Below are 20901 nucleotides of genomic sequence, written 5' to 3'. Positions count from 1 at the left end.
AAACTATTTTTTTGCAGCCTGAACCAGTTCCAGCTGATCTAAAGATACAGAAGTGGTGAACATCCCGTAGTTAACGATCGCTTTTCCTTTTTCAATGGTATCTATAGAACCTACCGATTTGCTGTCTTCTAAACGAACGCGATCACCTACTTTTAGTTTCGCTTTTGGTTTATTCGCTTCCGCTTTTTTGATCTCTTCTTCTTTCTTTTTCTCCGCTTTCTTCTTTTCCCTAATAGGCTGGATCTTTTTCTGAACTTCCTGTTTCAGCTTACGTTCCTGGGCTTTTTTTGCTTTCTGTTTCCTGATATCCTCTTTCTTCCTTTTGGAATTCTCGATTTCAACCATTTTCAGAAATTCGCCTATCAGTTCCTTTTTCTTTTTACTGGTGAAATATTTTTCACTCATATCGTTCACCTTCTGTCCCAGGTAGATCAACCTTTGGTTGGCATCATAAAGCTCCTGGTAACTTTCCAGTTTTTGCTGAACCCTGTTGTTGATCTCCTCCAGCTTTTCTTTCTGTTCAGCGGCTTTTTCTTCCTTGGTCTTAAGGGAATCAGTCGTTTTTCTTAATTCGGAACGCTCCTTTTGAAGCTTGGCAATACTCCTGTCAAATCGTATTTTTCCTCTTTCAACCTTCTTTTTCGATCGATTGATAAGGCTATATGGGATCCCGTTTTTCTGGGCTACCTCAAAGGTGAACGAACTTCCTGCCTCGCCAACCTGAAGTTTATAGATCGGCTCCAGAGTTTGGTTGTCGAACATCATATTGGCATTGCTCATATCGGGCAATTCGTTCGCCAGTTTTTTAAGGTTGGCGTAATGGGTGGTCAGAATTCCATAAGAGCCTTTTTCATAGAAAACTTCCAGGAAGGTTTCGGCTAAAGCACCCCCTAATTCAGGGTCACTACCGGTACCGAACTCATCGATGAGGAAAAGCGTTTTTTCATCGCATTTCCTGAGGAAATAGTTCATATTCTTCAATCGATAGCTATACGTACTAAGGTGGTTTTCGATAGATTGATTATCACCAATATCGGTAAGAACTTTATTGAACAGGCAAACGCGGCTGTATTCATGAACAGGGATCAACATTCCACTTTGAAGCATGACCTGCAACAGGCCAACCGTTTTGAGCGTAATACTTTTACCTCCGGCGTTAGGACCGGAAATCACAATGATCCGGTTATCAGAAGCCAGTTCGATAGTTTGAGGAAAAGTCTTTTCTCCCTTTTTCTTATTACTGAGATAGAGCAGGGGATGATAAGCTTCTTTAAGCTGAAGCTCGCGGTCTTTGCTTATCTTCGGAAGCAAAGCATTGATCTTTTCGGCATATTTGGATTTTGCGGCGATCACATCCATGTCGCTCAAAAGATCCTGGTATTCAATTAAAACGTCCCGGTAAGGTCTTGAGAATTCGGTCAATTCCTTCAGGATACGTTTGATCTCTTCCTTTTCTTCATATTCCAGGTTGTTCAGTTCCCGTGTATACTGGTAAGTGGCTTCCGGCTGAATATAAACGATACTACCGGTCTTGGAATTCCCCATAATACCACCTTTCACCTTTCTTCGGTACATGGCCTTTACTGCGAGCACCCTTACATTCTCCATTACACTTTCCCTGATCTCATCCAGGTAACCATAAGAATTATAGGTAGAGAGTGCGCTATTGAAACTGGAGTTGATCTTCCCTCTTACCGAATTGATCGATTTTCTGAGATCCTGCAAAAGGGGAGAAGCGTCATCTTTCATTTCCCCAAAACGATCGATCACCGAATTTATCTTCTCGGTAAGACTGGTGTCGAATTCAATATGCGAAACGGTTTCAGCAAGCACCGGGAAGACTTCGCTGTATTTTTCAAAAAACTTCAAATGCGTATTAACTGTTTCAGTAATAGCTGAAATCTTTCGGAAGCCCGTGATCTCGATAAGAGAACCTTCGATTCCCAACAACTTTATTTCGGCTTGTATGGAATCAAAGCCATGATTGGGAATAGGTGTGTCGTTGGTTTTGGAATTGAAATATTCATTGGTCTGGTTAAGGCCAAAAATGGTCTTTTTATAGTTTGGATACGGCTGGATGTTCAGGGCTTTTTCCTTTCCCTGTCCCGTTATGCAAAATTCGCTGATCTGTTCACATACTACCGGGAACTCAAGATCTTCTAGACTCCTCGAACTTATTTTAATCATATCAATTTTTCCCTACTTTTGAGGCGCTACAAAGTTACTTAATTCTAATGAACGTAAGAATACACCCCAGCTGGAAAAGTGAACTGGATACCGAATTCGAAAAAGACTATTTCAAGACGCTAACCCATTTTGTAAAAAATGAATATGATAAGCACACCTGTTTTCCTCCGGGACCTGAAATATTTGCGGCATTCGATCATTCAAATTTCCAGGATACCCGTGTGGTCATTCTTGGGCAGGATCCGTACCATGGGCCGGGTCAGGCAAATGGGTTGTGTTTTTCAGTACGTGATGGAATTCAATATCCGCCTTCGTTGATAAACATCTTTAAAGAGATAGAACAGGACCTGAATAAACCTATGCCTGAAACAGGAAATCTGGAGCGTTGGGCAGACCAGGGTGTGCTTTTATTGAATGCGACTTTAACGGTTAGAGCACATGAGGCAGGTTCTCATCAGAAGATGGGATGGGAAAAATTTACTGACAGTGTGATCAAACTTATTTCAGAAAACAAGGAGAACGTAGTATTTATGCTTTGGGGCGGCTATGCAAAAAAGAAATCAAAATTGATCGATTCTTCTAAACACCTTGTTTTAACCAGTGGGCACCCGTCACCATTAAGCGCGAATCGCGGTTACTGGTTTGGCAACGGGCACTTTAGCAAGGCAAATGAATATCTTACGCAAAATGGCAAGGCTCCTATAAACTGGTAAAGAAGGAAATTGAAATTTTAGAATTTTACCTTTCATTCGTAAAACAATTCTTCCTTTAATTTTTCTTCCTTTGATCCATAAAACTCATATTCTGGTATTCACCTGTATTTATTGAAGTTTTCACCTGGTTCAAAGATTGCGCCGTCAATAGAATGTTATTCCTAGGTTTTTTCTTATCGGTATAATTAATCTCTGTTATTAGGCTTTCTGAAAATTGCTTGATAAGGTCTGGATCTATGTTTGGAAGTTCCTTATCCATTGGTCCTGAAAAATTAAACAGGCCATTCGTTTTTATAGGAGCCTGGGTTGTATGATAAACCTGCGCAAAATAATCCTCATTCTCAATCTCTACGCCCTTGCTGTTATATCCAATGATAGTTTTATCTGGAAGTTCTCGAATTTTGAACTCCGGTAAATTACCAGGATTGTCCTGGTTTTGCATAGTATGTACCTGGAGGAATTTTCCATCCCCAGATTGTATGAGCATAACCAAAGAATTTATATTTAAATCGAAGACCATAGTTGCTTCAACCGATTTTTCCACCTTCATCTTTATACCTTGATAATTTGCACCTTTTCTAAGAAGCAGGATCATATCCATTGCATCTTGTTTCTGGTTCGACATATGCATTTTCAAGTGGTATTCCCAGTCAAAATCATAACTTCCCGGTAAATTATCTTTCCCAAGGTTGCCTTTTTCACCGGTAGATCTCATGGAACTTTGCGTAACCTTCTCGGAACTAGTGTTTCCGGAACTAATTTCAATATTGTTTCCCGAAGCTGGGTTGTTTTCTCCGGGAGGTGTTGCATCTGCACCGGCCAGGAACAGATCCTGGAATGGCATTTTTACCTCTACAGCATCTGGTACTTTAACCGAAACCGGCTGGTATAAGAATTTAAAACTTCCGGTACCTTTTGCCTGTTGAGAATCTACCTTAGCGAAAATCTCCGACAATCTACCTTCGCTATCGAAAAGCACCCACGAACCCCGATTCTCAGGATTGGTGTTTAAGAATTTTGGACAGCTCCCTCCATTTGTGCAGGGAATGCTGGTTTCTTCGTAATCTCCATTTCTGAAATGCTCCGGCTTATATATGAAAGCTAATTCCACGATCTGGAATGTATTCATATTTAGCCCTTGTTCCTTTAGTTTTCTTGAAGCTTCTAAACTGGGTTCTGCAGGAAGTTTCAGTATTCCCATAGACATGGTCGGCATCATAAAGGCCATTCCGTCAGACCTCATGAGTCCCGTTTTTTCCCAGCGACCTTCTCCCTCATTATAAGCGTAGTTGAAACCTTCACTATCTATATAAATAGGTCCTTTGGCATTGGGAGCTTCCCCTCGGGCTGCAATTTCATTGCTGTCAAAATAATAAGTGCTGCCCGGGCCCTCGGAATCTGAGGTTTTTACGATCACGTCTGAAGTGTAAAAGGCTCGCTTAGCTGCAGAGTTGATCGTTTTGGCTTTATTCGAACTTTTATAGTTCTCGCTACTTACTTCTGAAGTATTATTTTGCTTTTGAGGATTAACAATACTATCAAAGGCACTCTCCACGGTCTTCTCAACTTCTTTCTTTAGCTTTTTGAATATTTGTCCTTCAGCAAAACTGCTGGTGAAAAGAAAACAAAGGCTAACAATTAATAATCTCCCTTTCATGTTCCATCCTTTTGTTTATTGAGTAGTAAATTATATTTATGTCATCTAGAATAGCATGATCATAAATTCAGAGGGGGGTTGTCTTTCGACAATTAGGCGGTAGTAACCTTAGGGTCAGTGATCTTACAAAGATACGATAAATCAAAAAATTGATGATAGGCTAAATAGCTAATTTCAATAGAATACCATATTTGTTTCATTTAAAGCCTGGTATTTGGAATTTAAATGCTGAATTAATAAGTTCTCAGTTATTAGGATTTTACTAAACCCATAAAAAAAGCCGACTTATGAGTCGGCTTTTTGAATTTATGCGTTGGTAACTAAAACCGGAATCCCAGATTAACCATGAACTGGCCAACGATTGTTGGAGAATTGTTGCTTAAAAGGTTTCTTCCAATTCCTGCATTTAGATCGAGTAAGAAACCACCGCTGGAAACAAATTTTCCTCCCAGTCCAAAGCCTATAGCAAAATCGGCGTAATCGTCGGTTTCAACTATATAATCACCATCTGTCCAGTATGATTCTGTTTCGTATTCACCGCTGGAGATCATTCCGAAGCCATTTACATAGAAACCACGGGCATAGGTTGAACTAAAGAAGTGTTTATATTTTCCGGTTAGCGACAAATCTTTATAGTAAAGTTCATCTACATAGTCTTCCTTGTTCGGATGAATAAAGGCTTCAACTGCCCAGGTAGAATTTTCACTGATCACGCGTTCGTAGGCTACTTCTATGACTCCGAAGCTTACAAGGTTAAAAGCATTTAAGCTTAATTCATTTTGGGTGATATCCCTCTTTTCAGGTTCCTCTTCCTGTAGGTTTTCCTGGGATAAACAAATTGAAGTAGATAATAGCAGAATCCCTGCTATGGCAAGTTTTTTCATTAGATCAACGAATTATTTTAGGCGCCGAAGTTAGGAAAAATATATTGCGAAGCGGGAGAGAAGCTTATAAATTTTAACCTGCAAAGGCTGTGCGAAAATTCAGTTTCTGAAATTCAGCAACTTAAGTGATAAGATTCGGGATTTTTAAAAACTATGAACCAGATCAGAGAATTTCCTCTTATGGCCAATGAGATTCAGCTTCAAAAGGGTGTTCTGGACATTATCCAGGTCTTCCTCGCTGATCTGTTCCTGGCTCCACCTGGTTAGATCAAGCCACTTCCTGATATCTTCCAGTTTCTGGTCGTAACGTTTGGCGAGTTCCTGGTCTATCTCCTTCTTCATTTTGAAGTTAGTAGTTTCTGCATTGATCACATTCAGCATTTTTTTCAGCCTTTGTGGATTCATTCGGATACTTTCGGTACGCGCAGCAATTACAAAACAGGGCCATGGAGTAGGGCAGTCTGCGATCAATCGGAAGGTTTTGTTATCAACCAGCGGTTTGGTTGTGAAATGTTCCCACATAAAATACTGAGCCCGATCTTCTTTTAAGGCTTTGATAGCTCCATCCAGGTTATCAACGATCTCAAAATCCAGTTTATCAAGGTCCCAGCCCCGGTTGCTGGCATTGACGTAAGCCATGAGATGACTTCCGCTGCCTTTCCTGCTTATTGCCGCCCTGGTGCCTTTAAGTTCCTGAAGATTTTTATACGGGGAGCCTGCATCTACATGAATTCCCCAGATCAATGGGCTTCCAATATAAGTTTGAATGATCTTTGCATCATTTCCCTGTGTAATATCTTTGACGATCCCTTCGGTAAGTATGATAGCTGCATCCAGTTCGCCAGATCTCAAGGCCTTGCACATAGCTCCGGTACCTTCAGGGAAATCCTTCCAGATCAAATGCACATCCTCATCCTCGAATTTTCCTTGCTCCATGCACAGATGCCACGGCAGGTTAAAATGTTCTGGAACTCCTCCTATCTTAATGGTTTTCATAAACTGTGTTTTTCTTTAAGATACTCATAAATAGCATATTGAGACCGGATCTTCTTTTCACCTTTCTTTTGCTGAACATAGGTATTGCTTTCTGAAGCATCCTGTATACGCGCCTTGACATTATCATTCAACTGGATTTGGAGGATATCCTTGAATTCCTGCTTGATATCTTCATCCAGAACCGGAGAGATCACCTCGATCCTTCGGTCCAGGTTGCGGCTCATCCAGTCTGCACTACCATAGAACATCAGTTCATCACCTCCATTTTCAAATAAATAGATACGGCCATGTTCCAGGAACCGGTCTACTACACTGGTGATATAGATATTCTCGCTCAAACCTTTGATCCCGGGGATCAAACAGGTAAAGCCTCTTATCAGCATTCGAATTTCAACCCCAGCCTGGCTTGCCTTGTAAAGCAATTCGATCATTTCCTGGTCTTCCAGGCTATTCATTTTAGCCGTTATCCTGGCCTTTTTACCTTCCCTGGCATGTTCGATCTCATTAAATATCAATTTCATGAATTCCTGCCTGGTAGAGAAAGGGGAAATTAGGAGATTCTTTTCCCTGGGAATAATAAGCTCTCCTTCAAGAACTTTAAACAGGCGCTCCATCTCCTTTGTGATATATTTATTAGCCGTAAAAATGGCGTGATCACAATAGATCCTGGCGGTTTCGCTGTTGAAGTTACCGGTACCTATATAGGCATACCTGGTTTTTTTATCTCCTTCTTCCCGGCAAATAAGCATGATCTTGGAATGCACCTTGACCTTGGGATAGCTGTAAATAACATTAGCTCCCTTTTCTTCGAATTTACGCCCCCAGATGATGTTGTTCTTTTCATCGAACCGGGCTTTGGCCTCCACGAATACCGTGACTCTTTTTCCATTATCAAGAGCTTCGAGTAAGGAAGACGTAAGTTTGGATTCATCTGCCACACGGTATAGCGAGATCTTGATCTCTGTAACCTTCTCGTCCTTCGCAGCCTGTTCCATGAACTTTTCCACATAATCGAAGGACATATACGGAAAGTGTAGCGATATGTCTTTTTTAGAGATCTCATCAAAATAATGATCACTTTGTTCAAGTGTGCGATGCTTGAGCGGCGTGAGTTCGGTATAATGTAACTTCTTATTGTTGGTTGGGTCAGGAAATGAAAAGAAATCCTTGAAATTGTGATATTTCCCTCCCGGCATCATATCGATCTTACCAAGCTTGAGAAGTTTTCTTATTTTCTTTTGGGTCGCTTTAGGCATACTGGCATCATAAAGCAGCCTGGTTGGCTGTCCATCGGTTCGCTGTTTCAAAGATTCATAGATCTTTTCTGCAAGTACGCCCTCGTAAATATCGTCTATATATAATTCCGCATCACGCGAAAGTTTTATTTCGTAGATCCCGGTAATTTTTTCTTTTGGAAAGATGGTATGAGCTTCATGCCTGATGACCTCGTCAAGGTAGGCGATATGGTGTTTCTCTCCCTTATCTTTCACCATTACAAACCTGCCGCATTCTCCAACCGGTATGTTCACTACCGCAAGATGATCCTCACGCTCAAAAGTGATCAGGAAATAAAGGACCGAATTCTTAAGAAAAAGCTCATTCTCTTTATTCAGGTCGAGGTAGATTGGTTTTAAATGTTCTTTTACCTTATTCTGAAAGAACGAACCCACAAAATCTTTATGATGCTCAGAATAATGTTCGGCATCAATGATATTTATATTATTTTGGGCCAATTCTGGAAGGATCTCATCCTGGTATATTTCACCAAATCGTTCCTGCTGGTTCTTTACTTCCTCTATGATTTGCTTGGTGATCTTAGAAGGGCGTAAGGCCAGCTTTTTACGAATGCTTTTCTTAACTCTTTTGATCTGCCGAAGCTGCGATACCCGAACCCTGAAATATTCATCAAGATTTGAAGAAAAAATGGCCAGAAATTTCATCCTTTCATATAAAGGATTGATCTTATCTGCGGCCTCCTGAAGAACTCTCTCATTAAAACTCAACCAATTCAGATCTCTATGTCTAAAATGGTCTTCATTGGGTTGCTGCATGTATCTAGGATTGTTTATCCAAAAATACGAACTTCAACAGGCATTGCTTTTAATATATTGTTAAATACCTAAGCTTTAGAAACGATCTTATCCAGGCAGTATTGAATAAGCTCATCCATCATTTCAGAAGCGTTTTCAGAGAATTCTCCGGTCTCCCTGTTCGCCAGGACCAGGTTCATGGAAATCGCTTCGTGACCTAATAATTTGGCCATTCCGTAGATGCCTGAAGTTTCCATTTCCAGGTTTGTGATTTGAAGTCCTTTATGATCAAAATCCCTGATCTTATCGTTTATTTTGGGATCGGGTACATCCAGGCGCAATACCCTTGCCTGTGGACCATAGAAGCCAACATTGGTTGCGGTAAATCCTTTTTTGGTTCTAGCCGAACTCAATTTATCGATTAGCAATCTGCTTCCTTCCACTACATATGGCCTGGCCTTTAAAGAAGACCAGTTAGTTTGCTCCACGAATGCTTCGGCGATGTCTTTTTTTAAGAATTCATCACTTTTATAATAGTGCATAAGCCCGTCAAAACCAATGGCGAGTTCGCTTACCAAAAAGGAATTGATCGCAATATCCTTTCTAATAGATCCTGTAGTCCCTATCCTGATAATATCCAGTCTTGTATGGTTTTGCCTGATCTTCTTTTCTTTTAGATCGATATTGACGAGCGCGTCCAGTTCGGTTAAAGCGATATCGATATTATCGGTTCCCATCCCGGTAGACATTACAGTAATTGGTTTGCCTTTGTAAACGCCAGTATGAGTGGTAAACTCTCTTTTGCTCTTTTTAACTTCAATCGTATCGAAGAATTTGCTTACCGAAGATACCCGACCTGGATCCCCAACGGTTATGACTGTATTTGCAATATCTTGAGGTAAAAGACCCAGGTGATATACCGAGCCGTCACTATTGAGAATTAATTCGGAAGCTTTTAAGCTCATGCTATAATTTTAAAAGTCGGTGCGAATCTGATTCATAGAGGAAATCATACATTTTTGCACCGCCAAAATATTCATCGTTTTTAAGATCCCGGTAAAAGTTCTTTTCCTGGTTCAAAACCTGATTTCCTTTCTGGTTTAATATCAATCTCTCTGGAGTTTGCTCGATAAAGATGGAAAGCTTGTCCAGGAGTCGCTGCATCTGGCTGTCACTGTAGCCATAATAGCCCTGATATTGCAAGGAGTAACCAAGCAGGTGTTTCTGGTTCTTTATTTCATGGTTTTCGATAAGCTTCAGTACATTCCTTTCAAGGGTATTGATCCCTGTGATGCTATTTGGAAAGCGCTCGATATGCGCACGAATACAGCTTGATAAATATTCGAAATTCGTTTTTATCTTGATCTGAGGTTTCAGTTTAAGCGGGTTGTTTCCACAATAGAGTTCCCAAATAAGAACTGCCACTTCAATATCATCCTCGTTCAATTCGATCCTGTTATCGTAATGATTCTGTAGCTCTTTTGGATTCAGGTGGGAAAGCGGTTTATGTTCTTTTTCACCAGATAGTTTCTTACTACACACCAGGGACAGATAAAGATCTTTTCTTTTTTGATATAAATGATCAATGACTGCCAGCATATTGATGTGGCAAAAAAGATCGAATTCGAACCAGAGCACTACGCGATCATAGCCATCGATGTTCTTCAGCTTCTTTATCTCGGAAACGAACCTTTGCTCATAATTTTCAGCAGAGATATCATAAGCCTTCTTTAGAAATTTCTTCCGAAGTTTGATAAAATCCTTGTCGATCTCCTGTTGTGTAGGACCCTCACAAAGTAATTCCCGCCAAACAACCAGGTCACCAGGAATATCTAATTCCTGGAAGCCTTCGGTAAGACTGTCTCCATTAATAATATGTAAGGTCTTTTCTTTCATCCTAAAAAAAGCGCATTGGATTTAACCTCCAACACGCTTTACTTTTTTATATCCTTCTTTTTTAAGAAGCTGAATTATTTTCTCTCTGTCGTCACCCTGAATGATGATCTCTCCATCTTTGACCGACCCTCCAACTCCACACTTCTTTTTCAGAAGTTTTCCAAGGGCGATAAGGTCTTCTTCCGGACCCTGGTAGCCTTTGATAATGGTTACGGTTTTTCCACCGCGGCCTTTATTGCTGAAATGAGCCTCCAGTTCCTGTTCATCTGGTGATAAACTTTCCTGTGATTCATCTTCAACATAATCCTTTTCATCAAAATCATCGTTCGTTGAAAAGACGAATCCACCAAGATCTTCTAATCCTAATTTCTTCTTAGCCATAATTATTTCTTGGCCAGGCCAATTTCTACAAGACGCTGATGTAGAAATTCACCGGCAGTGATATCTTCGTATTGTTTTGGGTGATCCTCATCGATACATTCTTCCAGGCAATCCAGCCTCATGTCACTTCGTGGATGCATGAAAAACGGTATAGAATATCTTGGATTGTCCCATTCTTCTTTTGGAGGATTAATTACCCTGTGAATGGTAGATCTTAATTTGTTATTGGTATGTCTCTCGAGCATATCGCCTACATTGATCACCAGTTCATCTTCCTGTGGAATCGCATCTATCCACTCTCCATCTTTTCTCAGCACCTGAAGACCTCCGGTTGAAGCACCCATTAATAGGGTTATCAAATTAATGTCTCCATGGGCTCCGGCTCTAACGGCGCCTTTAGGCTCCTCGGTGATAGGCGGGTAATGAATGGGTCTTAATATGCTGTTTCCATTACTGGCCCAGTGATCAAAATAATGCTCTTCCAGACCTATATAAAGGGCCAGAGCCCTTAACACGTAGATACCAGTTTTTTCAAGCATCCTGTATGCCTGCATTCCTACCAGGTTGAAGTCTTTTAATTCCTCTACCTGTACATTCGCCGGGTATTCTTCGATTAGATTTGCATCTTTAGAGGGTTCCTGGCCAAAGTGCCAGAACTCCTTTAGATCGCCTTCCTTTTTTCCTTTAGCATGCTCCTTTCCAAAAGAAATGTATCCACGCTGGCCAGCCAGCCCTTCGATCTCATATTTCTGTTTGGTTTCAAGCGGAAGGTCAAAAAACGCCTTTACTTCTTTATATAGATCATCTACGAGTTCATCACTTAAAAAATGATTTTTTAAGGCTACAAACCCAATTTCCTCGTAGGCCTTTCCAATCTCTTCTACAAATTTTTGTTTTCGGTTTGGATCATCTGATAGAAAATCGGCCAGATCTACGCTGGGGATATTATTCATTGCCATTTTAGCAGTATTTTATGTAAAATCAACAAGCAAAGTTAAGTAAAATTAGGTGATATGCCCCTAGATTATATTTTTCTTAGCATATGGAATTTTAGTTACATTTGAGATATAAACGCTTATTTATGCTCTCCAGAAAAACCAAATCGAGTCCTGTCAAGTTTGAGAATACCCAACTATCAAATGACAAGTTGCTGGATCTTTACAGGTCTATGCTGAAACCCAGAATGATAGAAGAAAAGATGCTTATTCTTCTTCGCCAGGGAAAGATTTCCAAATGGTTTAGCGGGATAGGGCAGGAAGCAATTTCAGTAGGGGTTACTAAGGCCCTGAATTCCGAAGAATATATTTTACCCATGCACCGGAACCTTGGTGTTTTTACGAGCCGAAATGTGCCTTTAGACCGATTGTTCTGCCAATGGCAGGGAAAAGCCAGAGGTTTCACCAAAGGTAGAGATCGTAGTTTTCACTTTGGCACCCAGGAATATAGAATCGTAGGCATGATCTCGCACCTAGGACCGCAGTTAGGAGTAGCCGATGGAATTGCGCTGGGACACCTTTTGAAACATGAAAATTTGGTTACCGCTGTATTTACCGGAGAAGGAGGTACCAGTGAAGGTGATTTTCATGAAGCCCTTAATATCGCTTCGGTTTGGGACCTCCCGGTGATTTTCTGTATCGAGAATAATGGCTATGGACTTTCCACACCAACTTCTGAACAATTCAGGTGTAAGGACCTTGCCGATCGAGGCATAGGCTACGGAATGGATTCCTACATAATTGATGGGAACAATATCCTCGAGGTTTATTCCAAGGTCTCAGAGATCGCTGAGAGTATTCGAAAACAGCCACGACCCGTTTTGATCGAATTCAAAACCTTCAGGATGAGAGGACACGAAGAGGCCAGTGGAATCAAATATGTCCCAAAAGAGCTTATGGAAGAATGGGAGGAAAAAGACCCTATTCTTAATTTTGAATCGTACCTTTTTGATAAAGGCATACTTACAGAAGCCATATTAGAGGAATATCGAACTGAAATTTCTGCTGAAATTGAAGAGAATCTCCAGGTCGCATTTTCTGAAAATTCCATTGAGTCTACTGAAACTTATGAATTAAATGATGTTTTTCAAAGTTTTGAATATGAACACTTTGTTAAAAATGAAAACACTGAAAATATTCGGTTTATAGATGCGGTTTCCCAGGCCCTGGATAGCTCAATGGAAAAACATGATAATCTTGTTCTGATGGGGCAGGATATCGCCGATTATGGCGGGGTTTTTAAGATAACCGAAGGATTTACAGAGAAATTTGGGAAAGATCGCGTTCGGAATACGCCTATTTGCGAATCGGCTATCGTGTCCACAGCCATGGGTCTATCAATTAACGGAATGAAGGCGATGGTTGAGATGCAGTTCAGTGATTTCGTAAGTTCTGGCTTCAATCCTATAGTGAACTACCTCGCGAAGGTACATTATCGATGGAACCAGAATGCCGATGTTGTTATCAGGATGCCCTGTGGAGGTGGAGTAGGAGCTGGTCCATTTCATAGTCAAACAAACGAGGCATGGTTTACCAAGGTGCCTGGTCTTAAAGTGGTCTACCCGGCTTTTCCGGAAGATGCCAAAGGCCTGCTCAACACTGCTATTAATGATCCAAATCCCGTGCTTTTCTTCGAACATAAAGCGCTTTACAGGAGTATTCGTCAGGATGTACCAACAGGATATTACACTATAGCATTCGGAAAAGCAGCATTATTGAAAGAAGGAGAAGGCATTACGATTATTACTTATGGAGCTGGTGTACATTGGGCTTTACAAACTCTGGAAGAAATGGATTATCATCAGGCCGATCTTCTCGACCTAAGATGCCTGCAACCCTTAGATCTGGAAAGCATCCTAAATTCGGTAAAGAAAACAGGAAAGGCGATCATTCTCACCGAAGATTCGGTATTTGGAAGCTTAGCATCTGAAATATCTGCCATTATTTCGGAACAGTGTTTTGAAAACCTGGATGCACCGGTGGTGAGGGTAGGAAGCCTGGAGACACCTATTCCATTTGCACCTGCCCTTGAAAAAGGCTATTTACCCCGTGATCGATTTGCCCAAAAATTGAAAGATTTAATAGACTATTAAAAAATCGCCTTAATTATGGCATTTGAATTAAGAAACCTTAACAAATTCACTGTTAAAGTATTAATAATCTTTTGTCGAAGGAAAAGCACTACTGTAATTTAGTTTTAACTAATCAATTAAAACCTGTAAAATTATGGTACGTTTAATCGTTATTTTTCTGATTATCGCAATCGTGGCCGCGATCTTCGGCTTCGGTGGAATAGCTGAAGGTGCTGCAGATATCGCTAAGATTATATTTTATATCTTCCTGGTTCTGTTGGTAATATCACTATTAAGCAGATTATTCAGAAGATAGAAAAGCTGTTCATATAATCCAATGTGTTTTATGTAATAAATCGCATTGGATTTTTTTATTAATCAAATTTATAACATGAAAAAGATTGTAATGCTACTTATGCTCGGAGTGTTTATAGTTTCCTGTGGCGGTTCCAGTGAGGTCGCTAAGGAAGCCAGAAAGACCTTCGACGGAAACTGGACTCTAACCAGTATTACCTACCCCAATAATACCGGCGAATTCAATGTTACCCTTTTTAACGAAGCTTCGGCTTCCTGTTTTGAGAACAGTACCTGGGATTTTGTATCCAATAACAATCGCGGTACTTATTCGGTATCTGGCATTGGATGTGATGGTGATACCAGTTATTTTATCTGGTCTATAGACGAAGAGAACACACCTGCCGGTGTCTATGATTTTTTATTAAAACCAACCAACGACGATTATAAGTCTACCACTGGAAATCAGGGGTTCAGACTTAATTTAAAGAGCCTTACAGATACCAATATGGTTTGGGAGCAAACCGTTAGTCTGGATGGTTCCCCATTTACTATAAGAATGAATTTTTCAAAAATTTAAAAACTGAAAATGCTATGAAGATTAGATTAAATAAAATGATGGCGATAGTACTGGCTGCAGGAATGCTGGTAAGTTGTGAAGCCACAAAAAATGCCAACAATAAGCAAAAAGGTGCAGTAATTGGTGCTTCCAGTGGTGCCGTTATTGGTGGTGTGATTGGTAATAATACCGGTGACGGAAATACCGCCCTTGGTGCAATTATAGGAGGTGTAGTTGGTGGTACTGCTGGTGCCATCATCGGAAATAAAATGGACAAACAGGCCAAGGAGATCGAACAGGAAATTCCCGGTGCTGAAGTTGAACGGGTTGGAGAAGGTATTAATGTAACCTTTGATGAATCCAGTGGAGTATATTTTGACACCGAAAAATATAATATCAATGATAAATCCCGCCAAACGCTGAATAAACTGGCAGATATTTTCAAGGAATACCCACAAACCAATATTTTGGTTGAAGGACATACCGATAATACCGGAAGCGATAGCTACAATCTTACCTTATCCAAGAACCGTGCACAGGCCGTTACCGGTTACCTGGTAGATTCTGGTGTAGACAGAGGTAGATTTACCACCAAATGGTATGGCGAAAGTCAGCCTAAATATGACAATAACACTGCTGAAGGCCGTGCAAAGAACAGGAGAGTGGAAATTGCCATTGTTGCGAATGAAGAGCTTAAAGAAGAAGCGAGGCAACAGGCAGACCAGGAAAACTGATAAATTTTAAACTCTTAAGTATAAAATAAGAATCCCGGACAGTCTCCGGGATTTTTATTTTAGTAAATTGAAGCTGTGAAAAAGACCCAGGTGATTATTATTGGTGGAGGACTGGCCGGTTTAACGGCTGCGATCCACCTGTCAAAAATGAGACTGGAGGTCATCCTTATAGAAAAGGAGAACTATCCCAAACACAAGGTTTGCGGGGAATATCTTTCTAATGAAGTCCTTCCATATTTCGAAAGCCTGGGAATCTGTTTCAGGGATATTCCAATACCTGAGATCAGCAGAATGGAATTCTCCAATAACGATGGTCAATCCCTTTTTTATGACCTCGAGTTGGGCGGAATGGGAATCAGCAGGCATTTTTTAGACCACCAATTGTATAAAAAAGCATTGGAAAATGGCTGCGAGATCATCAAGGATACTGTTACCCGAGTAGAATTCGCTAATCAAGAGTTCCTGGTGACTACACAGCAAGAAGTTCAGATTAAAAGCGATTTTGTTTTAGGTGCCTTCGGAAAAAGATCTAACCTTGATAAAATGCTTGACCGTAAATTTATAGATCATCATTCGGGATGGCTTGCGGTCAAGGCTCATTATTCAAATGATCATCATCCTGAAAACCTGGTTTCCCTGCATAATTTTAATGGCGGTTACTGTGGAATTTCTGCTACCGAAACAGGTAGGCTAAACGTATGCTACCTGGCTAGCTACCGAAGTTTCAAGAACTTCAAGAATCCTGAAAGTTACAGGGAAAAGGTTTTAATGGCGAATCCTAAATTGAAAGAATTCTTTATCAATTCCGAAAATGCTTTTGACAGGGAACTAAGTATTGCACAGGTTAGTTTTGAGAAGAAGGACCTCATTAAGGAACATGTTCTTATGCTGGGTGATGCCGCAGGTCTTATTCATCCGCTATGCGGCAATGGTATGGCTATGGCCGTTCATAGTGCAAAACTAGCCAGTGAAAAGATCCTGAAATATTATAGTGAACCTGTGATGGATAGAAAAAATGTAGAAAATGAATATATGAAGAACTGGAATTCTAATTTTAAAGACCGCCTACGAACAGGAAGAATACTTCAAAAAATTCTTCTGAATCAAAGCCTTTCTGGTCTTTCTCTTCAATTACTTACTTATTTTCCGGGCCTGATGCCTCAGATAATAAAAAGAACCCACGGCGATCCAATTTATGTTTAGAATAGATACCAGCCAGCGTACGAAAAAAGAAGAGATCATGGATGATTTCGAGTTGAAGGGGCCTGAACTCGAACGTACTCTAAAAGATCTCGAAAACATCAATTTTCTGTTGGGTGGAAATGGCATCACCCTGGATGGTCTGAAAAAAATCCTACAGGCTTCGCCGGGAAAAAAGACCATCAGAGTTATGGATGTGGGCTGCGGGAATGGCGACATATTGCGAAGGGTCGCGAAATGGGGTAGACAAAACGGTTTTTCTTTTCAATTGATAGGAATTGATGCCAATGCACATGCCATCGAAATCGCAAAATTGGCTTCAAGTGATTTTCCGGAGCTTTCATATCGCCACCTGGATATTTTTAGTGAAGAATTTAAGAGCCTGGAATGTGACGTCTTATTATGCACGTTAACCCTGCATCACTTTGATAATCAACAGATAAAAAAGTTGTTAACCAGGTTTTATAAGCAGGCCAATTTTGGAATTGTGATCAACGACCTGCACAGGACCAGGCTGGCTTATGGTCTTTTTAAATTATTCTGTGCCGGCTTTGTTAGGAATGAGATCGCGCGGCAGGATGGGCTCACATCAATTTTAAGAGGATTTAAAAAAGAAGATGTCCTGCAGTTTTCCAAAAATTTACCGGGCCAGCATCAAATCAAATGGAAATGGGCCTTCAGGTACCAATGGATCATCCAAAAAGAAACGAAAACCGTATGAGCGTAAATATAATTAGCACTGAAAAGGAATTACCTGGATATTCAAGGGAAACCAAAGAAATTCTTCCATTAGTTGAAGATTGGCTGGGCGACCAGGAAGATCGTTTTAGAAGAAAGGTTCTCAAAATATTTGAAGGTGCCGGCGTGGATAAACGCTATTCGATCATGGAACCTTCAGAGGTATTTACAGCAACTTCTTTTGAAGATAAAAATAACATCTATGTCCGGGAGGTTAGAAAACTTGGAAAAAGCGTGTTGGAAAGATCGCTTGAAAAGGCCGGCTGGAATCCTGGATCGCTGGATTTCATCATTACCGTAAGCTGTACAGGGATCATGATCCCAAGCCTGGATGCTTACCTTATTAATGAAGTGGGTTTAAAACAAAATATCGTCCGGCTTCCGGTAACCGAAATGGGTTGCGCCGCCGGTATCTCGGGAATGATCTATGCCTACAATTTTCTAAAATCCAATCCCGGGAAAAGGGTAGCCGTAGTGGCAGTAGAAAGTCCAACGGCGACCTTTCAGCTGGGAGATTTCAGCATGGCAAATATGGTAAGCGCAGCGATCTTCGGGGATGGAGCGGCCTGTGTGCTATTGTCTTCAGAAGAAGGGGTGAAAGGACCAAAAATCCTGGGGGAAGAGATGTACCATTTCTATGATTCCACTCACCTAATGGGATTCGACCTGCGAGATACCGGACTGCAAATGATCCTGGACCCTGAAGTGCCGGAAAAAATTAGTGAACATTTCCCTGAGATCATACATCCGTTTCTGCAAAAAAATAATACCTCCATAGAGAAGGTTAACCATTTTATTTTTCATCCTGGTGGTAAAAAGATCATTCAAACAGTTTCTGATCTTTTTGGTAACTTAGGAAAGAATATTGATGACACCCGGGAAGTCTTACGCCTGTATGGGAATATGAGCAGTGCAACGGTGCTTTACGTCCTTCACAGGTTTCTCGAAAAGGAGATTCCTGAAGGAGAACAGGGCTTAATGCTCAGTTTTGGTCCAGGGTTTTCAGCACAAAGAATTTTAATAGAATGGTAGAAGATTTCAAAGATAAGGGTTACTGGGCGCTGATCTTAGGCGGTAGCAGCGGCCTTGGCTATGCCAGTGCCAAAAAGCTGGCCAAACATGGGATGAACATCATTATCATTCATCGCGATCGCAGAAGTGAAATTCCGGATATAGAAGAAGCCTTCGATGAGATTCGGTCTTCGGGTGTGAAGTTTGAAAGTTTTAATGCCGATGCCGTTAAGAAAGAGAGCAGGGAAGATCTGATTGAAAAGATCAAAAATCTGCTTGGTGAAAAAGGCAAAATAAGAACCCTTCTTCACAGTATCGCGAAAGGAAATTTGAAACCAATGACCGGGGAAGAGCCTATCCTTGAAAATATCGATTTTCAACTCACTATAGATGCAATGGCGCTTAGTCTTTATGACTGGACGCAGGCAGTTTTCAGGAACGGTCTGTTTTCAAAGGACGCCCGCGTAATTTCGTTCACTAGCGACGGAAATAAAAAAGCCTGGAAGAACTATGCGGCGGTTTCAGCTGCCAAAGTAACCCTGGAATCACTAACCAGGAGTATGGCGCTTGAATTCGCCAAAAACGGCATCAGGGCCAACTGCATACAGGCCGGGATCACCGTCACCAGATCTTTCCAGATGATCCCCGGCAATGAGACGCTGCGAGTTCATGCCCTTAAACACAATCCATTCAAAAGGCTTACCGTACCTGATGATGTGGCTAATGTGGTCTACCTGCTAAGCAAGGATGAGGCCAGCTGGATCACGGGCAGTATCATTCCTGTTAATGGCGGTGAACACCTTATGTAAATCCAAAAAGCATTGCATACCAATATCATTTCTCAGTTGCCCTATTCCTCGCCATTCCTGTTTGTAGATACCATCTCAAACCTGGATGAGAACGGTGTGACTGGTGAATATACCTTTTCGCCAGATCTAGAATTTTATAAAGGTCATTTTCAGGATGCACCTGTAACCCCCGGTGTGATCCTTACCGAATGTATGGCCCAGATAGGCCTGGTTTGCCTCGGGATTCACCTCGTAAATACTGAAAATATCAAGCTGAATGATCCCCTGATCGCTCTTACATCCTCAAACGTGGAATATCTCTTACCGGTTTATCCCGGTGAAAGGGTAAAGGTGATTTCAGTTAAAAAATACTTCCGATTCAATAAATTGAAGTGTGAAGTAAAAATGTTCAATTCCAAGGATGAACAGGTATGCAGGGGAACATTGGCCGGTATCGTTTATGAAAAATCAAAAAGCAGAAGACATGAATAGGAGAGTGGTGGTAACTGGAATGGGGGTCGCTGCACCTAATGCTGTTGGACTTGATAATTTTCATTCGGCTATAAAAGAGGGGAGAAGCGGTATCAGGTTCTTCAAAAAACTGGAAGAGCTCAATTTCAGTTGCCAGATAGCCGGTAAACCGGAAATACCAGGCGAACTTCTTCAGCAATACTTCACACCCCTTCAGCTTCGCGGACTCAATAGCAGCGGGATAATTTACGGTGTGATCTCTGGAACAGACGCCTGGCACGATGCCGGGCTGTCCTTCGTAGAAGGTGAGAATCCTGACTGGGATTCGGGGATCGTTTTTGGAACTGGTATCCTGGGAGTTGATAAGTTCCGGGAAGCCATACATTTAATTGATGAAGGAAAGACGCGACGACTGGGGAGTACCAGCGTTGTTCAAACAATGGCCAGCGGGATCAGTGCCTACCTCGGCGGAATGCTGGGCTGTGGCAACCAGGTTACTACCAATTCTTCGGCTTGTACCACCGGAACCGAGGCTTTGCTGATGGGATTCGAAAGAATTCAAAGCGGAAAGGCCCGTAGGATGCTTGTGGGAAGTTGTGGTGATCATGGTCCTTATGTTTGGGGAGGTTTTGATGCCATGCGTATCTTGCCAACAAAATTCAATAAGAATCCTGAAGAAGCATCCAGGCCCATGAGTGCATCGGCCTCTGGATTTGTTCCCGGAAGCGGTGCGGGTGCGCTGGTGCTGGAAGACCTGGAATCGGCCATGGAACGAGGCGCTAGAATTTATGCCGAGATCCTTGGGGGAGATGTGAACAGCGGCGGCCAGAGAGGTGAAGGAAGCATGACAGCTGCCAATAACCAGGCGGTAGAACGTTGCATAACCAACAGTATTAAAAATTCAGGAATTCAAGCACAGGAAATTGACTGCATCAATGGTCATTTAACCGCTACTTCCAGGGATTCAACCGAGATACAGAACTGGGTAAACGCCCTGGAAAGAAAGGCTCATGATTTTCCCTTTATCAATTCCTTGAAAGGTATGACCGGGCATTGTTTAAGCGCCTCGGGATCTATTGAGTGCGTCGCTTCGGTTTTGCAACTATACGAATCCTTTATTTTCGGAAATGTAAATTGCGAAGATATTCATCCAGATATCCTTAATTTGATCACTGAAGAGCGCATCCCTCGAAAGACCATTCAGAATGAAATAAACATCCTGGCCAAGGCAAGTTTTGGCTTTGGGGATGTTAATGCAGTAGTTATATTTAAAAAATTCAATAATAATTAGATTG

General features: G+C 41.3%; 20 protein-coding genes. 11 read left to right on the top strand and 9 right to left on the bottom strand.

Going from position 1 to position 20901, the window contains the following annotated elements; translation table 11 throughout:
* Positions 1-3: 3 nt before the first annotated feature.
* On the bottom strand, positions 4-2187 hold the full coding sequence (locus MKO06_RS10995; protein ID WP_241551221.1) for an endonuclease MutS2: 2184 nt from the start codon (positions 2185-2187) through the stop codon (positions 4-6).
* 47 nt (positions 2188-2234) lie between these two features.
* On the opposite strand from MKO06_RS10995, the gene ung reads away from it, so the two are divergent.
* On the top strand, positions 2235-2900 hold the full coding sequence (gene ung, locus MKO06_RS10990) for a uracil-DNA glycosylase (protein ID WP_241551220.1): 666 nt from the start codon (positions 2235-2237) through the stop codon (positions 2898-2900).
* Between the two features lie 55 nt (positions 2901-2955).
* Here the strand turns inward: ung and MKO06_RS10985 are convergent, their stop codons facing one another.
* The 8 genes from MKO06_RS10985 to MKO06_RS10950 form a co-directional block, all read right to left on the bottom strand.
* Positions 2956-4557 (bottom strand): hypothetical protein, encoded by a 1602-nt coding sequence (locus tag MKO06_RS10985; protein WP_241551219.1) that lies wholly within the window; start codon positions 4555-4557, stop codon positions 2956-2958.
* 320 nt (positions 4558-4877) lie between these two features.
* Positions 4878-5441: a hypothetical protein gene (locus MKO06_RS10980; protein WP_241551218.1), complete on the bottom strand. Its 564-nt coding sequence runs from the start codon at positions 5439-5441 to the stop codon at positions 4878-4880.
* 144 nt (positions 5442-5585) lie between these two features.
* Positions 5586-6437 (bottom strand): substrate-binding domain-containing protein, encoded by an 852-nt coding sequence (locus MKO06_RS10975; protein WP_241551217.1) that lies wholly within the window; start codon positions 6435-6437, stop codon positions 5586-5588.
* Positions 6434-8488: a polyphosphate kinase 1 gene (ppk1, locus tag MKO06_RS10970; protein ID WP_241551216.1), complete on the bottom strand. Its 2055-nt coding sequence runs from the start codon at positions 8486-8488 to the stop codon at positions 6434-6436. The genes MKO06_RS10975 and ppk1 overlap by 4 nt, the downstream gene beginning before the upstream one ends.
* A 68-nt stretch (positions 8489-8556) precedes the next feature.
* Positions 8557-9432, bottom strand: a complete 876-nt coding sequence (locus MKO06_RS10965) for a nucleoside phosphorylase (RefSeq protein WP_241551215.1) — start codon at positions 9430-9432, stop codon at positions 8557-8559.
* Position 9433: 1 nt separating this feature from the next.
* The gene (locus MKO06_RS10960; RefSeq protein WP_241551214.1) at positions 9434-10363 is read right to left on the bottom strand and encodes a DUF1835 domain-containing protein; all 930 of its coding nucleotides are present in this window, start codon (positions 10361-10363) and stop codon (positions 9434-9436) included.
* Between the two features lie 21 nt (positions 10364-10384).
* Positions 10385-10744, bottom strand: coding sequence for a translation initiation factor (locus MKO06_RS10955; protein ID WP_241551213.1), 360 nt, complete (start codon positions 10742-10744; stop codon positions 10385-10387).
* A 2-nt stretch (positions 10745-10746) separates the two neighbouring features.
* Positions 10747-11697 (bottom strand): isopenicillin N synthase family dioxygenase, encoded by a 951-nt coding sequence (locus MKO06_RS10950; protein ID WP_241552047.1) that lies wholly within the window; start codon positions 11695-11697, stop codon positions 10747-10749.
* Between the two features lie 128 nt (positions 11698-11825).
* On the opposite strand from MKO06_RS10950, the gene MKO06_RS10945 reads away from it, so the two are divergent.
* The 10 genes from MKO06_RS10945 (at position 11826) to MKO06_RS10900 (ending at position 20897) form a co-directional block, all read left to right on the top strand.
* Positions 11826-13832 (top strand): alpha-ketoacid dehydrogenase subunit alpha/beta, encoded by a 2007-nt coding sequence (locus tag MKO06_RS10945; RefSeq protein WP_241551212.1) that lies wholly within the window; start codon positions 11826-11828, stop codon positions 13830-13832.
* A gap of 133 nt (positions 13833-13965) precedes the next feature.
* A complete protein-coding gene (locus MKO06_RS10940) occupies positions 13966-14127 on the top strand; it encodes a DUF1328 domain-containing protein (RefSeq protein WP_241551211.1) in 162 nt (53 codons plus the stop codon).
* Between the two features lie 75 nt (positions 14128-14202).
* Positions 14203-14685 carry a lipocalin family protein gene (locus MKO06_RS10935; RefSeq protein WP_241551210.1) on the top strand — a complete coding sequence of 161 codons (483 nt, stop codon included), beginning with the start codon at positions 14203-14205 and terminating at the stop codon, positions 14683-14685.
* A 14-nt stretch (positions 14686-14699) separates the two neighbouring features.
* On the top strand, positions 14700-15398 hold the full coding sequence (locus MKO06_RS10930; protein WP_241551209.1) for a YiaD family glycine zipper/OmpA-like lipoprotein: 699 nt from the start codon (positions 14700-14702) through the stop codon (positions 15396-15398).
* Positions 15399-15473: 75 nt separating this feature from the next.
* Positions 15474-16601, top strand: coding sequence for an NAD(P)/FAD-dependent oxidoreductase (locus tag MKO06_RS10925; RefSeq protein ID WP_241551208.1), 1128 nt, complete (start codon positions 15474-15476; stop codon positions 16599-16601).
* Entirely contained in the window at positions 16594-17319 is a 726-nt protein-coding gene (locus MKO06_RS10920; protein ID WP_241551207.1) for a methyltransferase domain-containing protein, read from the top strand. The genes MKO06_RS10925 and MKO06_RS10920 overlap by 8 nt, the downstream gene beginning before the upstream one ends.
* Complete coding sequence (locus MKO06_RS10915) at positions 17316-18368, top strand: type III polyketide synthase (protein ID WP_241552046.1); 1053 nt, start codon at positions 17316-17318, stop codon at positions 18366-18368. Before MKO06_RS10920 ends, MKO06_RS10915 begins: the two co-directional genes overlap by 4 nt.
* Positions 18362-19156, top strand: a complete 795-nt coding sequence (locus MKO06_RS10910) for an enoyl-ACP reductase FabI (RefSeq protein WP_241551206.1) — start codon at positions 18362-18364, stop codon at positions 19154-19156. The genes MKO06_RS10915 and MKO06_RS10910 overlap by 7 nt, the downstream gene beginning before the upstream one ends.
* A 12-nt stretch (positions 19157-19168) precedes the next feature.
* Entirely contained in the window at positions 19169-19627 is a 459-nt protein-coding gene (locus MKO06_RS10905; RefSeq protein WP_241551205.1) for a 3-hydroxyacyl-ACP dehydratase FabZ family protein, read from the top strand.
* Complete coding sequence (locus MKO06_RS10900; RefSeq protein WP_241551204.1) at positions 19620-20897, top strand: beta-ketoacyl-[acyl-carrier-protein] synthase family protein; 1278 nt, start codon at positions 19620-19622, stop codon at positions 20895-20897. The genes MKO06_RS10905 and MKO06_RS10900 overlap by 8 nt, the downstream gene beginning before the upstream one ends.
* Positions 20898-20901 lie beyond the last annotated feature (4 nt).

It is taken from the genome of Christiangramia oceanisediminis, from assembly GCF_022570735.2.
GTDB lineage: Bacteria > Bacteroidota > Bacteroidia > Flavobacteriales > Flavobacteriaceae > Christiangramia > Christiangramia oceanisediminis.
This window is presented reverse-complemented; position numbering and strand designations above follow the sequence as displayed.